Annotated in this window: 26 protein-coding genes and 1 tRNA gene; 12 read left to right on the top strand and 15 right to left on the bottom strand. The window is 70.1% G+C overall.

Annotated elements, in window-relative coordinates; all coding sequences use genetic code 11:
- Window positions 1-73: 73 nt before the first annotated feature.
- Window positions 74-146, top strand: a tRNA-Arg gene (locus A6P39_RS22195).
- A gap of 195 nt (window positions 147-341) precedes the next feature.
- A complete protein-coding gene (locus A6P39_RS22200; protein ID WP_067056558.1) occupies window positions 342-758 on the top strand; it encodes a DUF6234 family protein in 417 nt (138 codons plus the stop codon).
- Here A6P39_RS22200 and A6P39_RS22205 read toward each other — a convergent pair.
- From A6P39_RS22205 to A6P39_RS22215, 3 genes are all read right to left on the bottom strand, one after another.
- A complete protein-coding gene (locus A6P39_RS22205) occupies window positions 755-985 on the bottom strand; it encodes a hypothetical protein (RefSeq protein ID WP_067056555.1) in 231 nt (76 codons plus the stop codon). The two genes, A6P39_RS22200 and A6P39_RS22205, sit on opposite strands and share 4 nt — an antisense overlap.
- A gap of 126 nt (window positions 986-1,111) precedes the next feature.
- On the bottom strand, window positions 1,112-1,582 hold the full coding sequence (locus A6P39_RS22210) for a hypothetical protein (protein ID WP_067057210.1): 471 nt from the start codon (window positions 1,580-1,582) through the stop codon (window positions 1,112-1,114).
- Between the two features lie 462 nt (window positions 1,583-2,044).
- Entirely contained in the window at window positions 2,045-2,395 is a 351-nt protein-coding gene (locus A6P39_RS22215) for a MerR family transcriptional regulator (protein ID WP_067004705.1), read from the bottom strand.
- 641 nt (window positions 2,396-3,036) lie between these two features.
- Between A6P39_RS22215 and A6P39_RS22220 the strand changes: the two genes are divergently transcribed.
- Window positions 3,037-3,411 (top strand): hypothetical protein, encoded by a 375-nt coding sequence (locus tag A6P39_RS22220; RefSeq protein WP_031172494.1) that lies wholly within the window; start codon window positions 3,037-3,039, stop codon window positions 3,409-3,411.
- Between the two features lie 124 nt (window positions 3,412-3,535).
- Here A6P39_RS22220 and A6P39_RS22225 read toward each other — a convergent pair whose 3' ends face one another.
- The 6 genes from A6P39_RS22225 to A6P39_RS22250 all read right to left on the bottom strand — a co-directional run bounded on the left by A6P39_RS22225 (window position 3,536) and on the right by A6P39_RS22250 (window position 9,032).
- Complete coding sequence (locus A6P39_RS22225; protein WP_067056552.1) at window positions 3,536-3,856, bottom strand: SCO5918 family protein; 321 nt, start codon at window positions 3,854-3,856, stop codon at window positions 3,536-3,538.
- Between the two features lie 61 nt (window positions 3,857-3,917).
- Window positions 3,918-4,265: a hypothetical protein gene (locus tag A6P39_RS22230; RefSeq protein ID WP_067056549.1), complete on the bottom strand. Its 348-nt coding sequence runs from the start codon at window positions 4,263-4,265 to the stop codon at window positions 3,918-3,920.
- A gap of 102 nt (window positions 4,266-4,367) precedes the next feature.
- Window positions 4,368-5,858: a DEAD/DEAH box helicase gene (locus A6P39_RS22235; protein WP_199841053.1), complete on the bottom strand. Its 1,491-nt coding sequence runs from the start codon at window positions 5,856-5,858 to the stop codon at window positions 4,368-4,370.
- Window positions 5,859-6,036: 178 nt separating this feature from the next.
- On the bottom strand, window positions 6,037-6,240 hold the full coding sequence (locus A6P39_RS22240) for a cold-shock protein (RefSeq protein WP_004986771.1): 204 nt from the start codon (window positions 6,238-6,240) through the stop codon (window positions 6,037-6,039).
- Between the two features lie 1,269 nt (window positions 6,241-7,509).
- On the bottom strand, window positions 7,510-7,899 hold the full coding sequence (locus A6P39_RS22245) for a hypothetical protein (protein WP_234379302.1): 390 nt from the start codon (window positions 7,897-7,899) through the stop codon (window positions 7,510-7,512).
- A 98-nt stretch (window positions 7,900-7,997) separates the two neighbouring features.
- Entirely contained in the window at window positions 7,998-9,032 is a 1,035-nt protein-coding gene (locus tag A6P39_RS22250; RefSeq protein ID WP_067056539.1) for a sphingomyelin phosphodiesterase, read from the bottom strand.
- 326 nt (window positions 9,033-9,358) lie between these two features.
- Here A6P39_RS22250 and A6P39_RS22255 point away from each other — a divergent pair, with 326 nt between their 5' ends.
- The 7 genes from A6P39_RS22255 (at window position 9,359) to A6P39_RS22285 (ending at window position 18,663) form a co-directional block, all read left to right on the top strand.
- Window positions 9,359-10,231: a DUF2797 domain-containing protein gene (locus A6P39_RS22255; protein ID WP_079133847.1), complete on the top strand. Its 873-nt coding sequence runs from the start codon at window positions 9,359-9,361 to the stop codon at window positions 10,229-10,231.
- Between the two features lie 147 nt (window positions 10,232-10,378).
- Window positions 10,379-11,119 carry a response regulator transcription factor gene (locus tag A6P39_RS22260; RefSeq protein WP_067057203.1) on the top strand — a complete coding sequence of 247 codons (741 nt, stop codon included), beginning with the start codon at window positions 10,379-10,381 and terminating at the stop codon, window positions 11,117-11,119.
- Window positions 11,116-12,765 carry a sensor histidine kinase gene (locus A6P39_RS22265; RefSeq protein ID WP_067056533.1) on the top strand — a complete coding sequence of 550 codons (1,650 nt, stop codon included), beginning with the start codon at window positions 11,116-11,118 and terminating at the stop codon, window positions 12,763-12,765. The genes A6P39_RS22260 and A6P39_RS22265 overlap by 4 nt, the downstream gene beginning before the upstream one ends.
- Window positions 12,766-12,779: 14 nt before the next feature.
- Complete coding sequence (locus A6P39_RS22270; RefSeq protein WP_067056530.1) at window positions 12,780-14,240, top strand: bifunctional glycosyltransferase family 2/GtrA family protein; 1,461 nt, start codon at window positions 12,780-12,782, stop codon at window positions 14,238-14,240.
- Window positions 14,237-16,375: a glycosyltransferase family 39 protein gene (locus tag A6P39_RS22275; RefSeq protein WP_067056527.1), complete on the top strand. Its 2,139-nt coding sequence runs from the start codon at window positions 14,237-14,239 to the stop codon at window positions 16,373-16,375. The genes A6P39_RS22270 and A6P39_RS22275 overlap by 4 nt, the downstream gene beginning before the upstream one ends.
- 66 nt (window positions 16,376-16,441) lie before the next feature.
- Window positions 16,442-17,824, top strand: a complete 1,383-nt coding sequence (locus A6P39_RS22280; RefSeq protein ID WP_199841052.1) for an MFS transporter — start codon at window positions 16,442-16,444, stop codon at window positions 17,822-17,824.
- 77 nt (window positions 17,825-17,901) lie between these two features.
- Window positions 17,902-18,663, top strand: a complete 762-nt coding sequence (locus tag A6P39_RS22285) for a TetR/AcrR family transcriptional regulator (protein ID WP_067056521.1) — start codon at window positions 17,902-17,904, stop codon at window positions 18,661-18,663.
- A gap of 6 nt (window positions 18,664-18,669) precedes the next feature.
- Here A6P39_RS22285 and A6P39_RS22290 read toward each other — a convergent pair whose 3' ends face one another.
- The 4 genes from A6P39_RS22290 to A6P39_RS22305 all read right to left on the bottom strand — a co-directional run bounded on the left by A6P39_RS22290 (window position 18,670) and on the right by A6P39_RS22305 (window position 23,235).
- Entirely contained in the window at window positions 18,670-19,140 is a 471-nt protein-coding gene (locus A6P39_RS22290) for a PPOX class F420-dependent oxidoreductase (RefSeq protein ID WP_067056519.1), read from the bottom strand.
- 51 nt (window positions 19,141-19,191) lie between these two features.
- Entirely contained in the window at window positions 19,192-20,013 is an 822-nt protein-coding gene (locus tag A6P39_RS22295; RefSeq protein ID WP_067056516.1) for a YceI family protein, read from the bottom strand.
- A 104-nt stretch (window positions 20,014-20,117) separates the two neighbouring features.
- On the bottom strand, window positions 20,118-22,718 hold the full coding sequence (locus A6P39_RS22300; RefSeq protein ID WP_107304548.1) for an MFS transporter: 2,601 nt from the start codon (window positions 22,716-22,718) through the stop codon (window positions 20,118-20,120).
- A 13-nt stretch (window positions 22,719-22,731) separates the two neighbouring features.
- Entirely contained in the window at window positions 22,732-23,235 is a 504-nt protein-coding gene (locus tag A6P39_RS22305; protein WP_067056510.1) for a MarR family winged helix-turn-helix transcriptional regulator, read from the bottom strand.
- Between the two features lie 216 nt (window positions 23,236-23,451).
- Between A6P39_RS22305 and A6P39_RS22310 the strand changes: the two genes are divergently transcribed.
- A complete protein-coding gene (locus A6P39_RS22310; RefSeq protein ID WP_067056507.1) occupies window positions 23,452-23,652 on the top strand; it encodes a hypothetical protein in 201 nt (66 codons plus the stop codon).
- Between the two features lie 57 nt (window positions 23,653-23,709).
- On the opposite strand, the gene A6P39_RS22315 is transcribed toward A6P39_RS22310, so the two are convergent.
- Both A6P39_RS22315 and A6P39_RS22320 read right to left on the bottom strand, forming a co-directional pair.
- Entirely contained in the window at window positions 23,710-24,408 is a 699-nt protein-coding gene (locus A6P39_RS22315; RefSeq protein ID WP_234379300.1) for a hypothetical protein, read from the bottom strand.
- 151 nt (window positions 24,409-24,559) lie between these two features.
- Window positions 24,560-25,498 carry an RNA polymerase sigma factor SigF gene (locus A6P39_RS22320; RefSeq protein WP_067056501.1) on the bottom strand — a complete coding sequence of 313 codons (939 nt, stop codon included), beginning with the start codon at window positions 25,496-25,498 and terminating at the stop codon, window positions 24,560-24,562.
- Between the two features lie 435 nt (window positions 25,499-25,933).
- Between A6P39_RS22320 and A6P39_RS22325 the strand changes: the two genes are divergently transcribed.
- A protein-coding gene (locus A6P39_RS22325) for an IS5 family transposase (protein WP_275883977.1) occupies window positions 25,934-26,733 on the top strand; the annotation gives its coding sequence in 2 pieces (ribosomal slippage) (window positions 25,934-26,269 and window positions 26,272-26,733; 798 coding nt in all).

Raw genomic sequence — 26,733 nt, forward strand, 5'->3', positions numbered from 1 at the left:
CAGTCATGTAATGTTCTTCCTGTCGCCGGGACGGGCCGAAAGGACCGAAACGAAGACAAGAACAAAAGAACAAGCACTCGTAGCTTAACGGATAGAGCATCTGACTACGGATCAGAAGGTTGCAGGTTCGAATCCTGCCGAGTGCACACCATGTCAAAGGCCCTGTGGAGTGATCCACAGGGCCTTTGGCTTTTGCCTTGACGGCAGTGTTTGACGGCAACCGCCTCAGGGGCGGGCGCGGGGCCGATCAGGGGTGTCAGGTGGATCATCGGACTCACCCGGGCGGAGCTGAGTACTCCTACTCATGCGCCCGCCACGCCCGCACGAGCAACGTAACGAGTATGAACTTACCCGTCGCCCCGCCGGCCTTCGAAGCGACCACCGGCCCGGGACAGCACCGCCGTGCCGACCGGGGCGCCGACATCGGAGCCGGGTGCGGTCTGGTGTTCCTGGAGCTGATCGCCTTGGCGGTGATCTTTGGGCTCTGGTTCCTGTCCGGGTTCAACCTCGACCCGGGCAAGACCGCCACGACCGACTCGTTGTGGAACTACCTGGCCGCAGCTGGCGGGGTCGGAGTCCTCGCCATCGTGGCGGCCGCGATCGCCGCGCGGGCCGGGGCCGCCGTAACGGTTGTCACCCAGGCCGTCATGGCCGCTCTGATCTGCGTCATCGTCGTCGGTGGGGCTGCGGCGCAGTCCCACCAGGATCGGTTGTGTCGTGACATGCCGTCAGCGGCGGGCTGCAAGGGCAACAACTAGACGGCTGCAAGAGCACCGGTCGAGCCGTCGTCACCCTCTGGCCCCTTGTCGTCACCCCTCAGCGCATCCCCGACGCGGTCGAAGGCGGAGCGCTGGGAGTCCAGCCGGACGAACGTGTAGATGTCCATGGTCACGCGGATGGAGCTGTGGCCCAGGACTTCCATGATCATGCGGGCGTCGGCGCCCTGTTCGTGGAGCCTGTTGGTGAGGGCGAGGGGTGCGGCCATGGCCGTACACCTGCGTTCGTGGGCGAACGAGTGCCGGGCTGGTCGCTGGCGGTGGACCCGTCTGTACGGCGGTGAACGTAGCTGAATGAGACGGAAACTGAGACGGCCTGGCACGGGGCCAGACCGTCACTGTGCTTGATGGTTTACGGAGATGCCAAGGTCCAACCGCGCTTGCTTGTGATAGTTGTTCAGTTCCTCTACCAGACTGATCTCGCGGGGGTCAGACTCCCTGCGGCGTGCCGCTCCCAGCACCTTCCACACAACTGGGTTCACCGCCGTGGCCGCGTCAGTTGTGGCTGGCGACGCGAGCAGAATCAGCGCCTCGAAGAGAGCGGAACGCTTCTGCTCGGCTTTGTTCATCGCGGAGAGGAACTGCTCTCGGTCGTCGGAGCCATCCGGTGCTTGGTAGGCACGCTTCGCCAGGTCGGCTATCTCTTTGACGCACGTGGCGTACTCGACGTAGGTATCAAGCTTGCGCTCGTCCCAGCGGGTGGCCAGCGCGCGACGGTGACGGGCCCGCTCTGCTGCTGATGTCGACAGGTACGACGTGAGAGCACCGATGAGTACGCCGAGAATCGGCAGTATCTGGTTGATCATGAGGTTGACCGTAACCACTGCTTGTAAGTTGTCGGCAGTAAGTCGGCCTCCGGCTGAAACAACGCTGATCCGGCTGCTATCCCGGAGCCCTCAGCTTGGGAAGAGACGGCGCTTGGACGGTCGCATGGCGGCTGACCTGCGGGGATGGGATACGCCTGCGCCGTTGCACGGGCCGGTTGGGACCGCTGGTGACCCTGGTTGTCCGCTCTTATGGGCACGCTGTGGGCACGGCGTCGAAGGACGCAGGCCAAAGCGCTTGCGCGAACGGGCTCGGCGCTTGGCGCCGCTGTCTCCGTCGACATGCCCGGGGACCCTTGGCGAGTGCACAGCCCTTCCGGCGGGGTTCGCGCTTCCCGGAGGCGAGGGCGGCGTCGGTTCGGCAGCAGCGGACCGGCGACTTTCCGAGCCGGGCTCTCCTTCGGCCGCAAGACGGCGTTCCGGATACGGCACGCGCCCGGGTGTTCAGGCGGAGTCGGAGCCGGCACGGCCCGCCGATTCGCTGGCGGCACGACGGTACTCGGCGTTGATGCGCTGCGCTTCCTCGAGCTGGTCCTCGAGGATGACGATGCGGCACGCGGCCTCGATCGGAGTCCCCTTGTCGACGAGCTCCCGAGCGCGCGCGGCGATCCGCAGTTGGTAGCGGGAGTACCGGCGGTGTCCTCCCTCCGAGCGGAGCGGAGTGATCAGACGAGCCTCACCGATGGCCCGGAGGAAGGCCGGGGTGGCGCCGAGCATCTCGGCTGCCCGGCCCATCGTGTAGGCGGGGTAGTCGTCGTCGTCCAGACGATCATTCAGGGGGTTGTCCGATGTCATGTCACCTCGTTGTGCAACGCGTCGAGGGGCCCTGGTGCGTACGGCACCAGGGCCCCGAAGGAAATTGAACACCATCCGTCGGCCCACTACTGTGCCGACCTTCTGTTTCCGCTACCCGGCCCGGCAGAGGGGGGTGCGGGGGGATCGCAGCTGCTTGACCGGGGACCACCATCCATTTCCGGGGGTCTTGCGGTACCCGGGCCGAGTGCTTCTCGGGCCGGGCGATCCTGATGGCGTCTGCTCCTCCGTTCCTCTCTGAACCAGCCACTGAGTGAACCGGTACTGCTGTTGGCAGCTCCTCGACGTGCGAGCCGCCCAGTGCGGCTCTCAGTCCCGTCACCGTTCTGGGAACACTCTGGCTTCGAGGCTCGAGAGCCGCACTGACCTGCGTACTTCGTATTCAGCCACCCGCCAGTTCGTGTCTGGCGGGTCTCGTCGACCGTGTCTACGGGAAGAAGCGTACCCACGCCAGGAACGAAAATCTACTCATACGAAAGTAGATTTCACCCTCCTGGTGGAGGAAGAAGCCTGCCGTGATCGGGCCTTCACCGGTTGGCGGAAGCCGCCTCCCGCCGAGCGCGCAGCTGCCTCAGCCCCACGGGTGGTTCCTGATACAGGTGGGCCGAATAAGCTGTGCTGTCATGTCGAACCCTGATGAGCTGCTCGTCGCCATCTCCGCCGCGGTGGAGTCCGAGCGAAGCAATCAGATGTCGCTGACCGTGGTCGTCGGCGGCGCCGTCATCACCGGCCGGCTGGCTCCGGAGGCCGTGTGGAGGGAGCGGGTGGCGGAGGTCCTGAAGGACTCGGACCGTCTCGGCCCGTTCTCGGACGTCTTTGCGCGCGGTCCGCGAGGAAACCGGCCCGGTCGCGGCGAGGCGCCCACGCATCTGCACTTTCATCTCGCTCGGATCCTGCAGGGCAGCCTCGGCATCCCGGAGACGGGCGGCATGTACCGAGTCGCGATCAAGGACGTCAGCGCATGGACCGTAGGAGATCTCATCCACTTCGACCGGTGAGACGCTGCCTCCGCCCCGTGCCCGGCCAGCGCTTTCCGAGCTGACGGCGACACAGCGGTGGGGTCCTGCCGACGCGCGTCGGCAGGACCCCACCAGGATCCTGAGGGCGGTCTCCCGCCCGTCCTCACACGGCCACGGGGTCGGTGCCGCCGAGCAGTGCGTACGCGGTTTGGAGGAAGGCGGGTCCACCCTCGCCCACGGGCGCTCCCTCGGGGCGGTCGTGGCAGGTGAAGCCGAGACGCGTCATGGCCCGCACGACCTCGCCGGCGGTGAAGTCACGGGGGTCCTGCCGCGTGATGACCTGGCCCACCTGCTTGACGGGGTAGCGGCGGCGGCCGATGGTCACGGACGCCCCCGTGACGAGCTCGGGCCTGACACCCTTCATCGAGGCCAGCACCCCGGTCCTGGTCAGGTCGAACGGGTACCGGGCGATGACACAGCGCATGATGCCTCACAGGGGAGAAGTCGCGGGGAGAAGGGGAACGGGCCGCCCGGGGCGAGACGGATCAGCACGCGAGGGTGGGTACGCCCGGAAGCCTGCCGTACTCACCGACGCCGCCCGAGCGGCCGCCGGGCGAGGGCAGCGATCCGTCGAGGACGTCCCGCAGACGGATCCGGTCCGTGTACGTGGAACTGTCGCGGAGAACGGCGAGCCGGAGCCGGGTGACCAAGCCTGTGCTCTCGTCGTCCCCGTCGCACACGGTCAGGTACTCGACCCGGGCACTCGCCATGACGGCCAGAGCCACCTCGACGGTCATGTCGTCACATACCCGAGGCCCGTGCCCTTCGCTGTCGTTCACCACGGACACGGGGGTGGGGTCCGGCCTGCGGTACTGCGTCCGCGCTGGCGTCAAGGGTGTCTCCTTCGGTAAGGGCTGGTCGGCTTGGCGGCCTTCGGCCCCGGGAGACCACGGCGGCTTCCGGGAGGCCAACGGGGCTCCGGGGACTGCGCCGGCCTAAGCAGCCGAGTCGTTGCCGGGCCGCCGCTGTGCCCTGCGGCGCACCCCCGCGCTGGCGGGTCGGCCCTGGCCGGTGCGGCCCCGGCGGTCTCTGGACGGCGAAGGCGCGCGACGGGTGCGTTCCACGACAGGCGCGGTGATGACCACAGGGACCCCGGAGGGCGCTTGGGCGCCTGTGATGCGGCTCAGCTCCGCCTCGCCCGAGCGGACCGGGGTGATGCGCGGGCTGATGCCGGCCGAGGCCATCAGCCGGGTCATGCCACGGCGTTGGCCGGGGGTCACCAGGGTGACGACGCTGCCGGACTCCCCGGCGCGGGCCGTACGGCCGCCACGGTGCAGGTAGTCCTTGTGGTCGCTGGGCGGGTCCACGTTGACGACCAGGTCGAGGCTGTCGACGTGGATGCCGCGGGCCGCGACGTTGGTGGCCACCAGGACGGTGACGTGACCGTCCTTGAACTGCGCCAGGGTCCGGGTGCGCTGCGGCTGGGACCGGCCACCGTGCAGGGCCGCGGCGCGGACACCGCTGTTCAGCAGGTGCTCGGTCAGCCGGTCTACGGCGTGCTTGGTGTCCAGGAACATGATGACCCGGCCGTCCCGGGCCGCGATCTCGGTGGTCGTACGGTGCTTGTCCGCGTCGTGCACGTGGAGTACGTGGTGTTCCATCGTGGTGACGGCACCGGCCGACGGGTCGACGGAGTGCACCACCGGGTCGGTCAGGTAGCGGCGGACCAGCAGGTCGACGTTGCGGTCCAGGGTGGCCGAGAACAACATCCGCTGGCCCTCGGGGCGCACCTGGTCGAGCAGGGCGGTGACCTGGGGCATGAAGCCCATGTCGGTCATCTGGTCGGCCTCGTCGAGCACCGTGATGCCGACGTCGGCGAGTCGGCAGTCGCCCCGGTCGATGAGGTCCTTGAGCCGACCGGGCGTCGCGACGACCACTTCCGCGCCGGCCCGCAGAGCACCGGCCTGCCTGCCGATGGACATTCCACCGACGACGGTGGCGAGCCGCAGGCTCACGGAGCGGGCATAGGGAGCGAGCGCGTCGGTGACCTGCTGGGCCAGCTCACGGGTGGGGACGAGAATCAGGGCCAGCGGCCGACGCGGCTCGGCACGCCGGCCCGCCGTACGGGCCAGTACTGCGAGGCCGAAGGCGAGGGTCTTGCCCGAGCCGGTGCGGCCGCGACCGAGTACGTCACGGCCAGCCAGGGAGTTCGGCAGGGTCGCCGCCTGGATCGGGAACGGTACGGTCACGCCTTCGTGGCCGAGCGTGGCCAGCAATGGCGCCGGCATGGCGAGATCGGCAAACGACTCGACAGCGGGCAACGCGGGCCTGACCGTCTTCGGCAGCGCGAAATCGCCCCCCGCGGGCTGTCGGTTTCCGTAACCACTGGAGCGGTGCGGAACGCCGGAGCGGCCCGCAGCGGCGCTTCCTCCGAAGCGGTCGTATGTGCGATTGGTGCGTGCGCGAGTGGTACGTGTGCGGTTCATGCGGAACCTTCCTCGATGTGGGCACGTATCAAGGAATTTCCGCAGCGGAATGAGCGGCGCAGAATCGCGAGAACGGGCCGAAAAAGACAGGGCCGAATCGCCCTGGGAATAAAGCGAGCTGGGGCCCGCACCCCAAGGTGCGGGCCCCAGCTGCGAAGTATGCGTCAGTGCCGGTGCGTCAGGCGGGAACGATGTTCTCGGCCGTCGGGCCCTTCTGGCCCTGCGCGATGTCGAACGACACCTTCTGGCCTTCCAGCAGCTCGCGGAAGCCCTGGGCGGCGATGTTCGAGTAGTGGGCGAAGACGTCGGCGCCACCGCCGTCCTGCTCGATGAAGCCGAAGCCCTTTTCCGCGTTGAACCACTTCACAGTGCCAGTAGCCATGTTGTTTCTCCTTCGGAGGCGGTGTACGGGAACACGCCCTGTGCGCATTCCGTGTCGCCGTGATGATCAGCCGTCGGAAAAACCTTCTGGCAACCACACCTGCAACTGGGTCCGACAGTAGCACGGTGCGATCGGCCTTGCGTGGTCGATAATTCCGCTCCGCCGGGCGGTCGAAGAATACTCGCCGTACCCCGCACCTATTTCTCATTTCGCGGGCACAGATATTACTCTCCGTGGACGCGGCTTTCCAGGAGTGCGCTTCCGTCTACAGCCCTGTGACCTCCCTCGACGGGAGATGTGCCGCTGCCACCGTCGTCAGCTGATGGCACTGGGGTGGGAGTGGGTCCAGGAAGGCTGGTCAGTGGCGGCCGCGGGGCTGCAATGGGCACCTAGCCGTGATCGACCGAGCGGCTGGCCGTCAATGCCTGAAGCCCTGAGCACGCTGAGAGCCGGTGGCACTGTTCAGATCTGACGGCAACCCTGACGGCAACGACGGCACACAGAGGCCGTTGATCACGACCATCAGCGATCAGCCGGGAGGAAGGCGCAGCCCCCGTCCAACAGCCTGCCCGATCCTACGGATCAGAAGGTTGCAGGTTCGAATCCTGCCGAGTGCACACAGGCAAGAGGCCCCGGAGTAATCCGGGGCCTCTTGCGTTTCACCGGTGCGGGTGCCGTTCGTGCACCGTCGGAGCGCCGAACTCCCGAAGGGCGCACACGACTTCTAGTCCGAGCTTGGGATGACCTTGCCGTTCTCCCCGCGCCTGCCGTTGTGCCCCCTCCTGCCCGTATGTCCGTCCCACCCGTCTCTCCCGCGTCTCCCCGGCCGCCCGTCCTTGCCCCGCGGGCCGGAGGGGCCGCGTGGACCGGGGGGACCGGAGGGGCCCGACGGGCCGGGAGGGCCGGGCTCGAGGAATTCCGTCTGGAGGTCGACGGTCTGTGTGTGCATGTCGTCGAGCTGCATCTGGTGGGCGATGAGCGCGGTGGACTGCACGATGAGCGCGACGACGAGCGAGGCGCCGAGTGCGAGCGGGCGCCATGGCTGATGGGTGAGCGCGCGCCATGGCCGATGCGGCGGCGACGTTCCTTCTACGTTACTCACATTGTCCCTCACGCTGTGTGACGGCGAAAGAGTGGATGGCGAGGAGCCGGAGGGTCACGGCGGGGCGGGCCGAGCGCGCAGGGGGCCGGCGGGCCATGCGTGACGCGCGGCCCGCGGACCCGTTCCGGGTGCGCGGTGCACTCCTGTTCGCGCTGTGGCCCGGGCGGTCAACCGCTGTTCCCGCTCCCGCTACCGCTCCCACTCCTGCTCTCGCTCGGCGCCGGATTGGCGGCCGGAGCAGCAGCGTCCTTCCCGTCCTTCCCGTTCGTGCCGTCCTTTCCTTCCCTCCCGTCGTGGCCGTTCGTGCCGTTCTGCCCGTCCTGCCCGTCCTTGCCGTCCTTGCCCGGCGGGCCTTCGACGCCGGGCGGACCGGAGGGGCCGGGGGGACCGGAGGGGCCGGGGATGAGGTGTTGTCCCTGGAGGTCCATGTGCTGTGCGTGCAGATTGTCGATCTGCACGTCCTGGGCCACGAGCGCAACGGACTGCGCGACGAGCACGGTGATCAATGCTGCGCGGAGCACGAGGGGGCGCCGCAGCCTGCTCGGCATTTCGTTCACGAATCTCACATTCGTCCCTCACTGTGCGTGACGGCGAAAGTGTAAATGATGAGGAGTGGGATAATGCGGATCTTCTGCTCGAGTGTCTTTTCCGGGTCCTAGCCGATCTGGAAGGCCGCCTCGACCGGGTAGTGGTCGCTGGGGGCGTTGGTGTCGGTCTGGCCCGTGGTCCAGCCGGACTGGGGGTCGAAGTCGACCTTGACGGCGGACATCGCGGCCGGGGCCGGACGGCCCGGTGCGTTCAGGTAGCCGATGTAGTCGAGGTCGTCCCGGTAGTCCTTGGGGAAGGACTCGACGCCGGACATGTACTGGCACCAGGCGGAGACCGGGCAGTCCATGGTCCGCAGGGTCTGGGAGGAGTCGGTGGCGGGGGTGCCGAGGACACCGTTCACCGCGCTCTGGGCGTTGGCGTAGTCGCCGCGCGACTGGCCGCCGTAGTACTCCACGTTCATGTCGCCGCCGATCAGCACCGGCCCGTTCGACCCGGCGATGCCGTCCACCCAGCTGCGGATCTCGCCGAGTTGGGCGAGCCGGGTGGCCTGTGTGGTGTCGGTGGAGGTGTCGGACTCGTCGGCCTGGAGGTGGGTGCCGACCACCCAGCTCTTCACCCCGCCCTTGTCGATCTGCACCAGCGCCGCGCCCTTGTTGGCGTGGTAGTCCCAGGTGCCGTAGGTGGAGTTGCTGAAGACGTGGGCGTACTGGGCGGTGATCGGGTACTTGGACAGGATCATCGTGCCGCCGTTGATGACGAACGGCGAGTTGGAGCAGTCGCCGCTGATGCCCGTCCAGCCGCCGCCGGAACAGGTCTCGCCGACGACCGGGGTGTGGTACGGGTAGAGGTCGGCCAGCTTGCCGGTGATGTCGGCGGTGGAGCTGTTGTTGAAGTCCTCGTCCAGCACCACCACGTCCGCGCTGTGCTCGCGGATGACCGATTCGACGGTCGGGGTGCGCTGGGCCGCCTGCTCGTGCTGGGTGCTGTCGACGATCGCGGTGCCGAGGTCGACGTTCCAGGCGAACACCGACAGGCCGGTGCCGGTGGCCGCGCTCGCGGTGGGGGCCGTGAAGCCGCCGGTGCCGATCAGCAGGGCTGCCGCCGCGGAGGTGAGGGCGGTAGCGGTACGACGCGAGACCATGCGCTCTCCTGGTGGAAGTGGGGGTGGCCCCCGGCCCCATGTGCGCTGCGGCCGATGGGCGGGGCGCGTACATGACAGAGCGACTCTAGATACTCCCCGGTACGGCTCCAAGGGCCGGCGAGAGAACATCGGTGGAGCGGTCCGTGGAGAAAAGGTGTCTGTACAAGTTGGCTGCCGGATGGGGTGATCCGGCCAACTGCCGCCGGGTCGGCCGCCCGTCGGCGTGTGCGCGGTGGGGGTGGGCGCGGCTCGCCCCCGCGCAGCCCGCCCCCTGCCTTTCGCCGCCCGGAACCCACTGTCGGACCCGGGGTCTACGCTCACGAGTGATGGCACATGGATGGACATGCTCGGGGCTGCGGTGGACGCCCGAGGGCCCCGCGCTGGTGTGGGACGGCGGGCGGCGCAGCGCGCTGCCCTGGGGCAAGCGCGTCGGCTTCGCCGTACCGGAAGGCGGTGTGCGGACCTGCGTGGGGGCGCGGGGGCACCGGTGTCCGGGGCGGGCCGGCGTGTCCGGGCGCAGTACGGGAGCCCGGTGCGAGGAGTGTGCCCGGCTGGACCGGGCGCACTCCGTGGCCGCCGACACGGTCGCCGACGACCCGCGGCCGTACCGGGTGTATCTGGCGTGGTTCGGGCCCGGCTTGGTCAAGGTGGGGATCACCGCCGTCGAGCGGGGCAGCGCGCGGCTGCTCGAGCAGGGCGCCGTCTGTTTCAGCTGGCTCGGCACCGGCCCGCTGATGGCCGCCCGGCGCACCGAGGAGCTGCTGCGGGCCGCGCTCGGGGTGCCGGACCGGATTCCGTACGCCGAGAAGCGGGCGGTGCGGTCGGCGCTGCCGCGGACCGCGGCCGAGCGTGCCGCTCAGGTGCGGGAGCTGCATGCGCGGGCGGTCGCGCTTCCCGGCCGGCCGGAGTCGCTGCGGCCCGCCGAGTGCCATGTCACCGACCACGTCACGGCGTTCGGGCTCGACCGGGCGCCGGGCGCCTTCGGTGAGGTCGTGGAGCTGGTGCCGGGCGGAGCCGTGAGCGGGGAGCTGGTCGCGGCCGCCGGACCCGATCTCCACCTGGCGGCCGGCGGCCGCGGGGTCGTCGTGCTCGACACCCGGCTGATGACCGGGTGGGAGCTGGTCCCGCCCGGCCTGCGGGAGAGCGGACTCGCTTTTCCCGCAAGGGAGTTCAAGGGCGAACAGGGCGGGCTCTTCTGAGGCGCGCGTGAAGGCCCCCCTCAGGGTTCCCCGGTGAGGCCTCGTGAGGGATTCCCAGGTGCCGCCTGAGAGGTGCCTGTGGGTTTCTCAGGGAAATCACAGATTGCGGAAAGCCTCCTCTCAGAGGATCCGGACAAGGTGTCCACCATGACCACGACCTCGCCCCAGGGACGCACCGAACTGCTGAGGCCGGACGGGAGCCCCGTCCGGGTGCTTGTGGTGGACGACGAGCTGTCGATCACCGAACTGCTGAGCATGGCCCTTCGTTACGAGGGCTGGCAGATCAGGAGTGCGGGCGACGGGCACGGTGCCGTCCAGACCGCCCGGGAGTTCCGGCCCGACGCCATCGTCCTGGACATGATGCTGCCCGACATGGACGGGCTCACCGTCCTCGGCCGGCTGCGGCGGGAACTGCCCGACGTGCCCGTCCTGTTCCTGACGGCCAAGGACGCCGTCGAGGACCGTATCGCCGGGCTCACCGCGGGCGGGGACGACTACGTCACCAAGCCGTTCAGCCTCGAAGAGGTCGTCGCGCGGCTGCGCGGGCTCATCCGCAGGTCCGGGGCCGCGGACCGGCGGTCCGACTCCGTGCTCGTCGTGGGGGATCTGACCCTCGACGAGGACAGTCATGAGGTGTCGCGGGCAGGGCAGTCCATTCATCTCACCGCCACCGAGTTCGAGCTGCTGCGCTTCCTCATGCGCAATCCACGGCGCGTGCTCAGCAAGGCGCAGATCCTGGACCGCGTGTGGTCGTACGACTTCGGCGGGCAGGCCAATGTGGTCGAGCTGTACATCTCCTATCTGCGGCGGAAGATCGACGCCGGGCGCGAGCCGATGATCCACACGCGGCGCGGGGCCGGCTACCTGATCAAGCCCGCCGTGTCATGAGCGGGCGGCGACGGCCCCGTCCGCAGCAGCGCCAGAGGCGACGAGCCGGTCAGCCGCGCACCCTGCGGACCCGGCTCGTCGTCGCGTCCGTGGTGCTGATCGCCGTGGTGTGCGCGGTGATCGGCACGGTCACCACGCTCGCGCTGCGCACGCATCTGTACGGCCAGCTCGACGGCCAGCTGCGCGAGGTCGGGGCCCGGGCGTCGGGGCAGTTCGGTCCGATCGGCCAGGGCAAGGACGCGGTCGTGCCCGGCGGCCATCCGGACGGCCGGCCGGACGGCGGGCAGAGCGGTCACGCGGTGAACCTCACCGAGTTCGTCAGCCGAGGCCCGCAGCCGTCGCAGAACACGGTCGTGGCCAGGGTGGACAACGGTGCGACGACCGAGGGCAAGGTCGGCCACAAGTCCAGCGACGACTTCTCGATGAGCGCCAAGTCGCTGACCAAGGCGCAGCTCGCGGCTCTCAACGCCGTGCCCAAGGACGCCGACAAGCACACCGTGGACGTCCCCGGCCTCGGCAGTTACCGCGTGCAGTACGTCACCGGGCCCAACGGCACCTACTACGTCGCCATCCCGACCAAGGACGTCGACGACAACATCAACGCACTGATCCTCATCGAGATCAGTGTCACCGTCGCCGGTCTCGTCGCCGCCGGTATCGCCGGCTCCGTCCTCGTCGGAGTCGCCACCCGCCCGCTCCGCAAGGTCGCCCACACCGCCACCCGGGTCTCCGAACTCCCGCTGCACACCGGCGAGGTGAAGCTCAGCGAGCGGGTCCCGGAGTCCGAGTGCGACCCGCACACCGAGGTCGGCCAGGTCGGTGCCGCGCTCAACCGCATGCTCGACCATGTCCACGGCGCCCTGCACGCCCGTCAGCAGAGCGAGATGCGGGTACGGCAGTTCGTCGCCGACGCCAGCCATGAACTGCGCACCCCGCTCGCCTCCATCCGCGGGTACGCCGAGCTGACCCGGCGCGGGCGCGAGCAGGTCGGGCCCGACACGCGGCACGCGCTCGGACGGATCGAGTCCGAGGCGGGCCGGATGACCCTCCTCGTCGAGGATCTCCTGCTCCTCGCCCGGCTGGACGCCGGACGGCCGCTGCAGTTCGAGCAGACCGATCTCATCCCGCTCGTCGTGGACACCGTCAGCGACTCCCGCGCGGCCGGCATGGACCACAACTGGCGGCTCGACCTGCCCGACGAGCCGGCGCTCGTGTCGGCGGACGCGGCCCGGATCCAGCAGGTGCTCGTCAATCTGCTCGGCAACGCCCGCAAGCACACCCCGCCCGGTACGACCGTGACCGCGCGCGTGCAGCGGCGCGGGCCGTGGATGTGCGTCGACGTCGAGGACAACGGGCAGGGGATCCCGCCCGAGTTGCTGCCGCACGTCTTCGAACGGTTCGCGCGCGGTGATTCGGCGCGCTCGCGCTCGACCGGGTCCACCGGGCTCGGGCTCGCCATCGTGCAGGCCGTCGCGGCCGCGCACGGCGGCGCGGTCTCCGTGGACAGCGGTCCCGGGCGCACCGTGTTCACCGTGCATCTGCCGGCGCTCGTCCCGGCCGCTGCCCGGCCGGCCCCCGAAACCGACTGGCAGTCGCACTCACAGGCACAGCACAGTTCCACCACATGGGTGCGACAGGGCGCTTGAGTTGAGTCGGTTCCATGCGAACCGACTCTTCTCCCGGCACTCTGCCGGCGCGGGAGCACCTCCCGGCCACAGACGCCGGTACGCCTGTCCTGGACGTAGTGATCCCCGTCTACAACGAGGAGAAGGACCTCCAGCCGTGCGTGCGCAGACTGCACGAGCACCTCAAGCGCACGTTCCCGTACGCGTTCCGCATCACCATCGCGGACAACGCGTCCACGGACACCACCCCGCGGGTGGCGGCGCGGCTGGAGGCGGACATCCCCGAGGTCACCAACTTCCGCCTGGAGCAGAAGGGCCGCGGCCGGGCCCTCGGGACCGTGTGGTCCGCGTCCGACGCGCCGATCCTCGCCTACATGGACGTCGACCTGTCCACCGACCTCAACGCCCTGCTGCCGCTGGTGGCGCCGCTGATCTCCGGGCACTCGGACCTCGCGATCGGCTCCCGGCTCGCCCGCGCCTCGCGCGTCGTGCGCGGTCCCAAGCGGGAGTTCATCAGCCGGGCCTACAACCTGATCCTGCGCGGCTCGCTCCAGGCCCGCTTCTCGGACGCGCAGTGCGGCTTCAAGGCGATCCGGCGCGACGTGGCACAGGTCCTGCTGCCGCTGGTGGAGGACACCGGCTGGTTCTTCGACACCGAGATGCTGGTGCTCGCCGAGCGGGCGGGTCTCAGGATCCACGAGGTGCCGGTGGACTGGGTCGACGACCCGGACTCCACCGTGCACATCGTGAAGACCGCGACCGACGACCTCAAGGGCGTCTGGCGCGTCGGCAGGGCGCTCACCACCGGTTCGCTGCCGCTGGACCGGCTCACCCGGCCCTTCGGCGACGACCCGCGCGACCGCGATCTGACCAACGTGCCCAAGGGACTTGCCCGGCAGCTCGTCGGGTTCTGCGTGGTCGGCGGCCTGTCCACCCTCTTCTACCTGGTGCTCTACAGCCTCTTCAGGCAGTTCTCCGGCTCCCAGGTCGCCAACGCGCTCGCGCTGCTGGTCTCGGCCGTCGCCAACACGGCCGCCAACCGCCGGCTCACCTTCGGGGTGCGGGGCCGGGGCGGCGCCGTACGGCACCAGGCGCAGGGCCTGGTCGTCTTCGGCATCGGTCTCGCCCTGACCAGCGGCTCGCTGGCCGCCCTGAACGCGGCCAGCAGCAACCCGGCGCACTCCACCGAACTGGCGGTGCTCATCGCCGCCAACCTCGCCGCGACCGTGCTGCGCTTCCTGCTCTTCCGCGCCTGGGTCTTCCCGGACCGGGACGACTGCGGCACGGCCACGGCGTCCACCACCCCGCCGTACGGCACGCCCGCCCCGTACGCGCCGCTGCCGCAGCGAACCGTGCCGCACCAGCAGTCTTACGACCCCTGTCAGACGACCACCCAGGTCCGCGCCGGTGAAGCCGCGGACGGCACCTGGAGGGACGCCACCGTGCGGTTGCAGCCGGTGCGCCCTCACGACACCGATCCGGGGGATCCCCGATGACCACCCACTACGACCAGCAGGGCAGTACGACCGTGTGGGGTCCGCCCCCGGCCGCTCCCCCGCACCACGCCCACCGGGCCGGTGATCCGAAGCAGCCCTTCGTACGCAGACTCCGGCGCGGCCGGCCCGAGGACCCGCGCTGGGCGCGCCCGGCCTTCCTCGGCCTGCTGGCCGCCACCCTGCTGCTCTACCTGTACGACCTCAGCGCCTCCGGTTACGCCAACTCCTTCTACTCGGCGGCCGTGCAGGCGGGCAGCAGGTCCTGGAAGGCGTTCTTCTTCGGCTCGCTGGACGCGGGCAACGCCATCACCGTGGACAAGCCGTCGGCGTTCCTGTGGCCGATGGAGCTGTCGGTCCGGATCTTCGGCCTGAACTCGTGGGCGATCCTGACGCCCGAGGTCCTCATGGGCGTCGGCACGGTCGCCGTGGTCCACGCGGGCGTGCGCCGCCGGTTCGGCCCGGCCGCGGGTCTGATCGCGGGCGCGGTGCTCGCGCTCACCCCGGTCGCCGCGCTGATGTTCCGGTTCAACAACCCGGACGCGATGCTGGCCCTGCTGATGGCGCTGGCCTGCTACTTCGTCGTACGGGCCGTGGAGGACGGCCGGACCGGGTGGCTGGTCGCGGCCGGGGCCGCGATCGGCTTCGCCTTCCTCGCCAAGACGCTCCAGGCGTTCCTGATCCTGCCGCCGCTGGCGATCGTGTACGCGGTGTGTGCCCCGGTCCCGGTGAAGAAGAGGTTCGCCCAGCTGGCCGCCGCCACCCTCGCGCTCGTCGTGGCCGGCGGCTGGTGGGTCGCGATCGTCGAGCTGTGGCCGGCCTCCTCGCGCCCCTACATCGGCGGTTCGCAGAACAACAGCTTCCTGGAGCTGACCTTCGGCTACAACGGCCTCGGCCGGATCAACGGCGACGAGACCGGCAGCGTGGGCGGCGGTGGCGGCGCGGGCGGCACCGGCCGCTGGGGCGCCACCGGCTGGGACCGGATGTTCAATTCCGAGATCGGCAGCCAGATCTCCTGGCTGCTCCCGGCCGCGCTGATCCTGCTGGCCGCCGGTCTGGTGGCCACCCGCAAGCTCGAGCGCACGTCCGCCACCCGTGCCTCGTTCCTGGTGTGGGGCGGCTCGCTGCTGATCACCATGGTGGTCTTCAGCTACATGGCGGGCATCTTCCACCAGTACTACACCGTGGCCCTCACCCCCTACCTCGCGGCCGTGATCGGCATGGGTGCCGCACTGCTGTGGGAGAAGCGGCAGGAGCTGTGGGCGTCGATCACGCTCGCCGCCTCCGTGGTCGCGGCGGCGGCCTGGGGCTATGTCCTGCTCAACCGCACCTCCGCCTACCTTCCCTGGCTGAAGTGGCTGGTCCTGATCGGCGGTCTGGCGGCCGCGCTGGGTCTGGTCCTCGCCGGCCGGATCTCCCGGCAGCCGGCCCTCGGGGCGGCGGCGGTGGGCCTGGTGGCCGCGCTGGCCGGTCCGACGGCGTACACCCTGAGCACGGTGGACTCCGCGCACACCGGCTCCATCCCGACGGCCGGTCCGGCGGGCGCGAGCATGATGGGCTTCGGCGGCGGCGGTCCGGGCGGCGGCAAGGGCGGCATGCGCGGCGGCTTCGGCGGCGGTATGCCGGGCCAGGGCCGGCCGAACGGCAACGGGAACACCCAGGGCCAGAACGGCCAGAGCCAGAACGGCCAGGGCCGGATGGGCAACGGCTTCCCCGGTGCCGGCCGGACGGGCGAGGGCGGTATGGGCGGCGGAGGTGGCGGCCTGCTGAACGGCGCGAACGTCTCCTCGGCCGCCAAGAAGCTGCTGCAGGAGGACGCCTCGAAGTACACATGGGCGGCCGCGTCCATCGGTTCGCAGAACGCGGCCAGCTACCAGCTCGCCACCGGTGACCCGGTGATGGCGATCGGCGGCTTCAACGGCACCGACCCGTCCCCGACACTGGCGCAGTTCGAGAAGTACGTGGCGGACGGCAGGATCCACTACTTCATCGCGGGCGGCGGCATAGGCGGTGGCATGGGCGGCACCAGCAGCAACGGCACCGCCTCGCAGATCAGCTCGTGGGTACAGAAGAACTTCAAGAAGGTGACGGCCGGTTCGGCCACCTTCTACGACCTCAGGCAGAAGAAGAACGGCTGACGGAGCAGACGGGACGGCGGAAAATCGAGTCGTACACCGTATAGCAGCTGCTATACGGTGTACGGCATGTCTGTATCCCAAGGGCACCCCCAGCGCTGGCTGATCCTCGGCGTCATCTGCCTGGCACAGCTCACCGTGCTGCTCGACAACACCGTCCTGAACGTGGCCATCCCCTCGCTCACCCGCGAACTGCGCGCCGCCACCCCGGACATCCAGTGGATGATCAACGCGTACTCCCTCGTGCAGTCCGGGCTGCTGCTGACCGCGGGCAGCGCCGCCGACCGCTACGGCCGCAAAAAGATGCTGATGGCCGGGCTCGCCCTGTTCGGGATCGGCTCGCTGGCAGCCGGACTCGCCGGTTCCACCGGGCAGTTGATCGCCGCCCGGGCGGGCATGGGCATAGGCGGCGCGCTGCTGCTGACCACCACACTGGCCGTGGCCATGCAGATCTTCACGCCCGAGGAGCAGCCGAAGGCGATCGGCATCTGGAGCGCGGTCAACGCACTGGGCTTCGCGGGCGGCCCGCTGATCGGCGGATTCGTGCTGGGCCACTTCTGGTGGGGCGCGATCTTCCTGATCAACATCCCCGTCGCGGTGCTGGGCCTCGTCGCCGTGCTGGCGCTCGTACCGGAGTCCAAGAACCCCCGGGGCGAGCGTCCCGACCTGCTCGGTGCCGTGCTGTCCACGCTCGGTATGGCCTCCCTGGTCTTCGCGATCATCTCCGGGCCCCGGCACGGCTGGACCTCGCCGCTCGTCCTGGGTCCGGCTGGGGCGGCGGCCGTACTGCTCGGATGGTTCGCGTGGTGGGAGAGCCGGGTGGCCGAGCCGATGCTCGATCTGCACTTCTTCCGGGACCGGCGGTTCACCGGGGCCGTCACCGGTGCGGTGCTCCTCACCTTCGGGATGGGCGGGGCGCTGTTCCTGCTGACGCAGCACCTGCAGTTCGTGCTCGGCTACGGGCCGCTGGAGGCGGGCCTGCGGACTGCTCCGCTGGCGCTGACCGTCGTCGCCCTCAACTTCACCGGGCTGTCGGCGAAGTGGTCCACCCGGATGGGCACGCCGGTGTCCATCGCGCTGGGGATGGTGCTGATGGCCGCGGGGCTGGTGTCCATCGCGGAGCTTGCGTCCGGGGGCTACGCCGGGACGCTGCTGGGACTGTTGCTCATCGGTGCGGGGTGCGCGGTGGCCAACCCGGCGATGGCGCACGCGATCATGAGCGCGATTCCTCCGGAGCGGGCGGGGGTCGGAGCGGGGATCAACGGCACCCTCGCCGAGTTCGGCAACGGCCTCGGTGTCGCCGTCCTCGGTGCGGTGCTCAGCTCGTCCGTCGCGTCGGGGGAGTCCCTGTCCGCCGGGCTGGGGTCGGGGCAGCTGGTGGGCGCTGCCGCCGTGCTGGCCGGCGGGTTCCTGGCGGCTGGGCTCCTGCGGCGGGCCGAGAAGGCCGCCTGACCGGCTCGGGGCGGTGGGCCGGCGTGCCGCGCCCCTAGAGTTGGACCACTTGACGGGAGATCCAGAAGGAGACGCCGATGGTGAAGCAGGGTGCACGGTCGGCGCGGGGCAGTGTCTGGCTGGAGGCGAAGGCGCCCCGCAGCGCACGCAGCGCGAACCAGCCCTCGGGGCTCGACCGGGCGCGGATCACCGACGCGTCGGTACGGCTGCTCGATGCCGAGGGGCTCGCGAAGTTCTCCATGCGGCGGCTGGCCGGCGAGCTGAACGTGACCGCGATGTCCCTGTACTGGTACGTCGACACCAAGGACGACCTCCTCGAACTCGCCCTGGACGCGGCCACCGGCGAGCTGCAACTGCCCGATCCGGCGCGGGAGGAAGCGGACTGGCGGGAGCAGCTGCGGGGGCTGGCCGCGCAGTACCGGGCACTGCTGGTGCGCCACCCCTGGCTCGCGCCGCTGGCCGGCCAGTACCTCAACATCGGCCCCAACGCGCTCGCCTTCTCCCGCAGCGTGCACCGGGTCATCCGGCGCACCGGGCTGCCGGCGTACCGGATGACGAGTGCCATCGCGGCCGTGTTCCAGTTCGTGTACGGCTACGGCACGATCGAGGCCCGGTTCCGGTCCCGGATCACGGACTCCGGCCTGACCCCGGACGCCTACTACCAGCAGGCCATGAACTCCGCCCGGCAGGACCCGGAGGCCGCGGACTACCTCCAGGAGTCCAAGGACATCATGGACGCCCGGGGCGGGGACACGGTCGAGGAGATGATGGACCGGGACTTCACCTACGCCCTGGACCTGCTGGTGGCGGGCATCGAGGCAATGGTGGAACGAGGCTGACGGCCCCTACTCCCCGGACACCAGCCGCGCCGGAAAGCCCCCGGTGGCCACCGGCCCCCACCGCTCGGGTGTCACCCTGATGATCGACTTGCCCTGTCTGGCCATCGCCGCGCGGTACTCGTCCCAGTCCGGGTGTTCGCCGGCGATGTTGCGGTAGTACTCCACGAGTGGTTCCACGGAGTCCGGGGCGTCGATGACCTCGGCCGTGCCGTCGATCTGCACCCAGGGGCCGTTCCAGTCGTCGCTCAGGACGACCAGGCTGACCCGGGGGTCGCGCTTGGCGTTGCGGGTCTTGGCGCGCTCGGGGTAGGTGGACACGACGATCCGGCCCGAGTCGTCCACCCCGCAGGTCAGCGGGGAGGCCTGCGGCCCGCCGTCGGCGCGGCGCGTCAGGAGCAGCGCGCGATGGCGGGGCCGTACGAAGTCCAGCAGTCCGGCGAGCGATACACGGGTGTTGGTCGCGATGTTCGGTGCCATGGCAAGGCAGCCTAGGGGCAACACCCGCCCCGGTGGCTGACCCTGCCGTGCCTACGCCTGGGGCAGTGTGTCGCCCTGCACCGCCTGGATGTCCAGCTCGACCTTCAGGGTCGTGCCGATGGCGGCGATACCGGCCTGCAGGACCTGGTTGTAGTTCATCGCGAAGTCCTCGCGGTGCAGTTCCGCGGTCGCGCGGAACGCGGCGCGCGTGCCGCCCCACGGGTCCGCGCCGGTGCCGAGGTAGGCCAGGTCCAGGTCGACCGGTCGTACGACACCGTGCATCGACAGCTCGCCGTGGACCGTCCAGCGGTCCGAGCCGGCCGCCGTCAGCCCCGTGGAGCGGTAGGTGATCGCCGGGTGGTTCTCCACGTCCAGGAAGTCCCCGGACTTCAGGTGCGTGTCGCGCATCCCGTTGCCCGTGTCGACGGACGCGGCCTTGATCACCGCCTCCACACGGGACTTGGTGACGTCGTCGGGCGCGATCTCGATCGTCCCGCCGAACTCCGTGAACCGGCCGTGCACGCTGGAGATGCCCAGGTGCTGGGCGACCGCGGCGACGGAGGAGTGCACCGGGTCGATCGTCCAGGGCCCGGGCGGCGGCAGTTCGGTGCCGCCCTGCCGGGCCAGTGTCACGGTGCCGACCTCGGCCCGGCCGCTCGCGGTGACGATGGCGGAGGAGGCCGCGGGCGCGTAGCCGACGGCTGTCACGATCACCGTGTACGCCCCCGGTGCCAGCTCGGTGGTGTCCCGTACGGCTCCCTCGGCGTCGGTCTCGGCGCGCAGCACCTGCGTACCGGTCATGTCGGTCACCGTGACGACCGCGTGCGACACGGCCCACCCGTCACGCGTGCGGATCTTCGCGGTCAGTCCCATCCCGTTTTCTCCCTGCAAGGAACTACAAAGGCTTACAAATTGGTCGTATGACACCGGCCCGTGGCACACACACGACGGTATGTGCGCCACGGGCCGGGGTGGAACTACTCGCCGGGGTGGGCGAGTTCGATCTCGTGGCCGTCGACTCCGGTGCCGGCGACGCTCAGCGCGGTGGCCACCGGCGGGTAGCCCGTCGCGATGACGGTGTACTCGCCGCTGTCCAGGTCGGTGAAGGCGTACGCGCCGTCCGTGCCGGTGGTGGCGGTGCCGACCACGTTGCCGGCCTGGTCGACCAGGGTCACCCGGGCGTCGGCCAGCGGACCGTGCGGGGCCCTGACGACACCCTGGAGGCGGGCGCCCGCGTCCAGGTCGATCTCGATCCGGGTGATCCCGGTGGTGCCGACCTCGACCGGCAGCGCGCGCGGCCGGAAGCCGCTCGCGTTCACGGCCATGGTCACGGTACCGGGCACCAGGTCGGTGAAGGCGAACTCGCCCTGCTCACCGGTGGCGGCGGTGGCCAGCAGGTCACCGCGCACATCGGTGACGATCACCATGGCGTCCTTGACCGGCAGCGCGCTCCCGGCTGCCCGGACCACACCGGTCAGCCCGCTGGTGCCGCTGAGCAGGATGTCGTACGACAGCGGTTCCCCGCCCACCACCACGGTGGAGGCCTGCGGCTGGTAGCCGTCGGCGGAGGCGATCAGGACGTACGAACCCGTGCCCGGGGCGTCGACGGAGTAGGAGCCGTCCGCCTGGGCGACCGCGCGGCCCAGCTGGCGGCCGGACAGCGAGATCAGGGTGACCGCGGCCTGCGGGACCGGGGCGCTCTCGGCGCCGCGGACGAAGCCGTGCACCGGGGTGCCGCCCGGGCCGCCCGGGCCGGGCTCGGCGATGGTGGCGACGGCGGTCGCCGCCGGCGCCGCGGCGGTGGCCAGGGCCGGTGCCTCGGTGAAGGTGTCCGACACCACGGGCGTGGCCCAGCTGGGCACCTTCTGCTGCGCGGGTTCCTGCACGATGTTCCCTGCGTTCTCTGCGTGCTCTGCGGTCTCTGCGTTCTTCACGGCCGTCTCCGCGGGGGCGGCGGCCTGCGCGACCGCCCCGGCCTTCTCCTGCGCGGCCTGGGCCAGCGCGCCGGACGTCCGCAGCGGGACCTCCTTGATGAACAGCACCGTGATGAACGCGATCAACGCGAACGGGGCCGCGTAGAGGAAGACGTCCGCGATGCCGTGGCCGTAGGCGCCCTCCAGCCAGTTGCGCACCGGGGCCGGCAGCGCGTTCATGTCGGGCAGGTTGCCGCTGCCGACGGCGTGGGCCGCGGCCTGCTGCGCCTTCGGGCTCAGCTCGGTGATGGTGTCCTTGGCGTGGTGGGTGATCCGCTCGGACATGACCGAGCCGAGCACGCCGACGCCGACCGCACCGCCGAGGGAGCGGAAGAAGCTCACCACGGAGGAGGCGGCGCCCAGCTCGTGCGGGGCGACCTGGTTCTGCGTGGACAGCACCAGGTTCTGCATCATCGTGCCAACGCCGATGCCGAGCAGCGCCATGTAGATCGACAGCTCCCAGTACGGGGTGTCGTAGCGCATCAGACCGAGCAGGGCGAGGCCCGCGGTGAGGGAGACACCGCCGCCGACCAGCCAGCCCTTCCAGCGGCCGGTGCTGGTGATGAAGCGGCCGGAGACCATGGACGCGACGAACAGGCCGCCGATCATCGGGATGGTCATGACGCCGGACATCGTCGGCGACTTGTCGCGGGCCAGCTGGAAGTACTGCGAGAAGAACACGGTGCCCGCGTACATGCCGATGCCGACGAACAGGGAGGCCAGCGACGCCAGCGTGATCGTGCGGTTGCGGAAGAAGCGCAGCGGGATGATCGGCTCGGCGGCCTTGGTCTCGGTGAACACGAACAGCAGCGCGAGCACGATCGTGCCGCCCACCATCGTGTACGTCTGCCAGGACAGCCAGGCGTACTTGTCGTTGGCGAAGGTGACCCAGACCAGCAGCAGCGAGGCGGCCGCGGTGATGAAGAAGGCTCCGGTCCAGTCGACCTTGACCTTCCGCCTGGCGACCGGCAGGTGCAGCGTCTTCTGCAGCACGACCAGCGCGATCAGCGCGAAGGGGATGCCGACGAACAGGCAGTAGCGCCAGCCGAGCCAGGAGGTGTCGGTGATGACGCCGCCGAGCAGCGGGCCGCCGACGGTGGCGAGGGCGAAGGTGGCTCCGGTGTAGCCGGAGTACCGGCCGCGCTCGCGCGGGGAGATCATCGCGGCCATGATGACCTGCACCAGGGCGGACAGACCGCCGGCGCCGAGGCCCTGGATGACACGCGCGCTGATCAGCATCGCCGGGTTCTGCGCGAGACCGGCGACGACCGAGCCGGTGATGTAGATGACCAGGGATATCTGGACGAGGGCCTTCTTGCTGACCAGGTCGGCGAGCTTGCCCCACAGCGGCACGGAGGCGGTCATGGCGAGCAGTGCCGCCGTGACGACCCAGGTGTAGGCGGACTGGCCGCCGCCGATGCTCTTGATGATCGTCGGCAGTGCGTTGGTGACGATCGTCGAGGAGAGGATGGCGGCGAACAGGCCCAGGAGCAGGCCGGACAGCGCCTCCATGATCTGCCGGTGCGTCATCGGGGCGTGCTCGGCCGAGGAGCCTCCCCCGTGCTTGGCATGAGCCCGCACACCGGCTGGTGTGGTCGTTGCCATGGGCTTCCTTTTCTTACGTGCTTGCGGGTGTACGGGTGGTCTCTTCGAGTACGGGGGCGACTGCGAAGCCGTGCCGGACCGGGACGGACCGGCAGTCGCCGAACGAGTCGCGCAGCCGGGTCATCAGCCGGATGAGCTGGCCGACCTCGTCGTCGGTCCAGTCGGCGAGCCGCTCGGCGAGCAGATGCGTGGTCCGCCGGGACAGCTCGTCGAGCTGCGCCAGCCCCGAGGGCGTCAGGCGCAGGATGCGCGAGCGCCTGTCCGCGGGGTCCGGCAGCCGTTCGATCCAGCCGCGCGCGGCGACGTGCGCGACGTGCCGGCTGGTGACCGACATGTCCACGGCGAGCAGCTCCGCGAGCTTGCTCATGCGCATGTCGCCGTGGCGCCCCAGCAGGGTCAGCACGGCGGCCGAGCCGGTCGGGCAGTCGGGCGGCAGGATCCGCCCCAGGTCCCGTTTCACGGCTCCGACGGCACTGAGCTGACGCGCCAGCTCTTCGAATTGCGCCTGCTCGGCCATCACACCTCCCGTATTCGTTGCTTGGGGCAACCATAAGGGTGTTTGGTTGCTGCAGGCAAACAAACCGGGGTCCAGTAGCGCAAAAACTTGGCAAAGGCGCGTATGGCAACCGTAAATCTGCAGGTGAGTGAGGGTGGCGTGCCCCCGTCTGTCCCGATGGGATCCCGCTGGCCCCCACTTGGGCGGCCGGGCCCGTCTTCGCTAAGGTCTCGGGCCATGGCTAACACCCAGGGCCCCCAGGGCAACTACGACCCCGCCGGCAGCACCCAGATGTTCCGCGCGTTCGTCGACGAGGCCCCCCAGGGGCGCCAGACGCAGGCGGCCGCTTCCTCCTCCGGCCCCCGCGTCGGCCTGATCATCGGCGTCATCGTCGCCATCGCCGTGGTGGCCGGCGTGGCCTGGCTGGCGCTCAAGTAGGACGTACGGCGCCTTCGGCGCTCTCTTCCTCCGCTCCCGCCGCGTCCCCTGCTTGTCCTACTTCCACTGGACGGACACGTCCCGCGTCTCGATGTGCATGCCGAGCGGCACGCGCCAGGCGTCGACGCACACCGTCCAGGCGGGCTTCGCCCGCGCACCCGGCGCGATCGGCACCGGCAGGTCCACGGTCGACCTGATCGTCGCCCAGTCGATGCCGAGCGCGCCGATGACGTGCGTCCCGAACGTCACCGAGCCCGAACGCACCGCCGTACCACCCGTGTTGCGGAAGGCGACGGTCACCTGCTGGCACCAGCGCTGATCCGTGTCCTTCGTCGCCGGCTCGCCCCAGGAGAGCTTCGCCGGGCCGACCGTGGTGCCGGGAGCGGGAGCGGGAGCGGGAGCGGGAGCGGGAGTCGGGGTGGGCGAGGCGGGGGTGGACGGCGCGCCGGCCGTGGGGCCGGACGGGCCGGGTGTGCCGTCCGACGGGCTGGATGTGCCGTCCAGTGGGCCGGGCGTGCCGGATGACGGCGGCGCGGTCTGCTCCGGGCCGGTGCCGGTGCCGGCACCGCTCGAGGTGTTCGGCTGTCGCGAACCGGGCGGGCCGGCCGGTGAGTTGTCCAGTGGCACCAGCGACACCGCGCCCGTCGGCGTGACCGCCGCCGTGCTCCCTTTCTGCGGGCCGCCCACGGCGCCGACCGCGACGTAGCCGCCGCCCGGGCCGTGGCCCCCGCACGCGGCGAGTACCCCGCCCAGCACGACGACGGCCGCCGACGCTGCCGTAACGGCGCCTCGGCGGCCACGTGTCCATGTCGCGCGGGTTGTCCGAGCGGTGTCGTCAGGCCCTGTCGCTCGCAGCATCGGGCCAGTGTCGCTGACGGACCGTCAGAACTGAAGCCTCCGTCGGTTCTCAGTCGGAGATCAGGCCTTCCCGCAGCTGCGCCAGCGTCCGGGTCAGCAGCCGGGAGACGTGCATCTGGGAGATGCCGACCTCCTCGCCGATCTGCGACTGGGTCATGTTGGCGAAGAAGCGGAGCATGATGATCCGGCGTTCGCGGGGCGGGAGTTTGGCCAGCAGGGGCTTGAGGGACTCGCGGTACTCCACCCCCTCCAGGGCCGTGTCCTCGTAGCCGAGGCGGTCGGCCAGCGAGCCCTCGCCGCCGTCATCCTCGGGGGCCGGGGAGTCGAGGGAGGAGGCGGTGTAGGCGTTGCCGACCGCCAGGCCGTCGACCACGTCCTCCTCGGAGACGCCGAGTACGGCGGCCAGTTCCGTCACCGTCGGGGAGCGGTCCAGCTTCTGGGAGAGTTCGTCGCTCGCTTTGGTGAGGGCGAGGCGCAGCTCCTGCAGGCGGCGCGGGACGCGCACCGACCAGGAGGTGTCGCGGAAGAACCGCTTGATCTCGCCGACCACCGTCGGCATCGCGAACGTCGGGAATTCCACGCCCCGTTCGCAGTCGAAGCGGTCGATCGCCTTGATCAGGCCGATGGTGCCGACCTGGACGATGTCCTCCATCGGCTCGTTGCGGGAGCGGAAGCGCGCGGCCGCGTAGCGGACCAGCGGCAGGTTCAGCTCGATCAGGGTGTCCCGGACGTAGGCCCGCTCGGGACTGTCCTCGCCGAGGGCGGCGAGCCGCAGGAACAGTGAGCGGGACAGGGTGCGGGTGTCGATGTCCCCCGAGGCCGGCGGGGCCGGGACAGGGGCGGCCGCCTCGGCGGGCGGGACCTGCACGGCGTCGAGGGCCGTGACGGCCTCGATGCCGTCGAGGACGTCGAGAGCGTCGAGCTGCTTGGGCGCTGCCTCGCTCGTCGCGGGCGTCAGCACCTTCGAGCTGCCCTGGTCTGCGGACATGCCACCCCCTTTGGGTCGCGGGACGGTCGCGGCGGCGCTGCCTTTCGAGCAACGCAGCCTTCACCTGAATACCGGAGCCGAGGGCCCGGCAAACGCGTCTCCCGCAGAATGTCACATGTCGGCAACACGCTGTAGTGACATGTCGACATGAGAGATCCGAATCGCCCCTGGAGAGAAGGGGTCTGACGCTTTATCCGGTCCCAACTGTCGGCATCGGCCCAGGTGAGCGATTCGCTCGCGACGGTTACCGCTCGCTCGGGTATGCGATGCAGAACCGCTCGAGGCGTGCTTCCGTGCGCCCGCTATGCATCGGCCGAACGCCCCCGCGCTTCGGTCCGTACCGGTTCTTATCGCGTCCCTAAGTGCGAAGCCCTTAAGCGCGGAGCACTTAGAGGTCATCTCATTTGGCGCATTCGATAGGCTCCGGGTGTGGGGATCGTTGAGCGGCTGGTGCCGGATGAGCTGTGGGAGTTGTTCCAGCGAGTGGTGCCGGAGGCGCCGAGTCGGCCTCAGGGAGGCGGCCGGCGCCGGCACGGTGACAGGGAGGTGCTGGCTGCGATCGTGTTCGTGGCCACGTCGGGCTGTACGTGGCAGCAGCTGCCGGCCGCCTCGTTCGGACCGTCGGGACCCACGGCTCACCGGCGTTTCACCGAGTGGTCGAAAGCCCGGGTGTGGGCGAAGCTCCATCGCCTGGTCCTCGACGAACTCGGCTCCCGGGGTGAACTGGACTGGTCTCGCTGTGCGATCGACTCGGTGAACGTGCGGGCCCTGAAAAGGGGGGCCTGACAGGTCCGAATCCAGTAGATCGAGGCAAGTACGGTTCGAAGATCCACTTGATCACCGAACGGACCGGATTGCCCATCTCCATCGGCATCTCCGGCGCCAACCTGCACGACAGCCAGGCCCTCGAACCGCTCGTTCGCGGCATCCCGCCCATCCGCTCCCGTCGCGGTCCGCGCCGACGACGGCCGGCCAAGCTCCACGGCGACAAGGGCTACGACTACGACCACCTGCGCCGATGGTTACGCCAGCGCGGCATCCGGCACCGCATCGCCCGTAAAGGCATCGAGTCCTCCCAGCGCCTGGGACGCCACCGCTGGACCATCGAACGCACCATGGCCTGGCTCGCCGGATGCCGCCGCCTGCACCGCCGCTATGAACGCAAGGCCGTCCACTTCTTGGCCTTCACCAGCATCGCCTGCACCCTGATCTGCTACCGCAGACTCACCAAATGA

It is taken from the genome of Streptomyces sp. FXJ1.172 (assembly GCF_001636945.3).
In the GTDB taxonomy this organism is placed as follows: domain Bacteria; phylum Actinomycetota; class Actinomycetes; order Streptomycetales; family Streptomycetaceae; genus Streptomyces.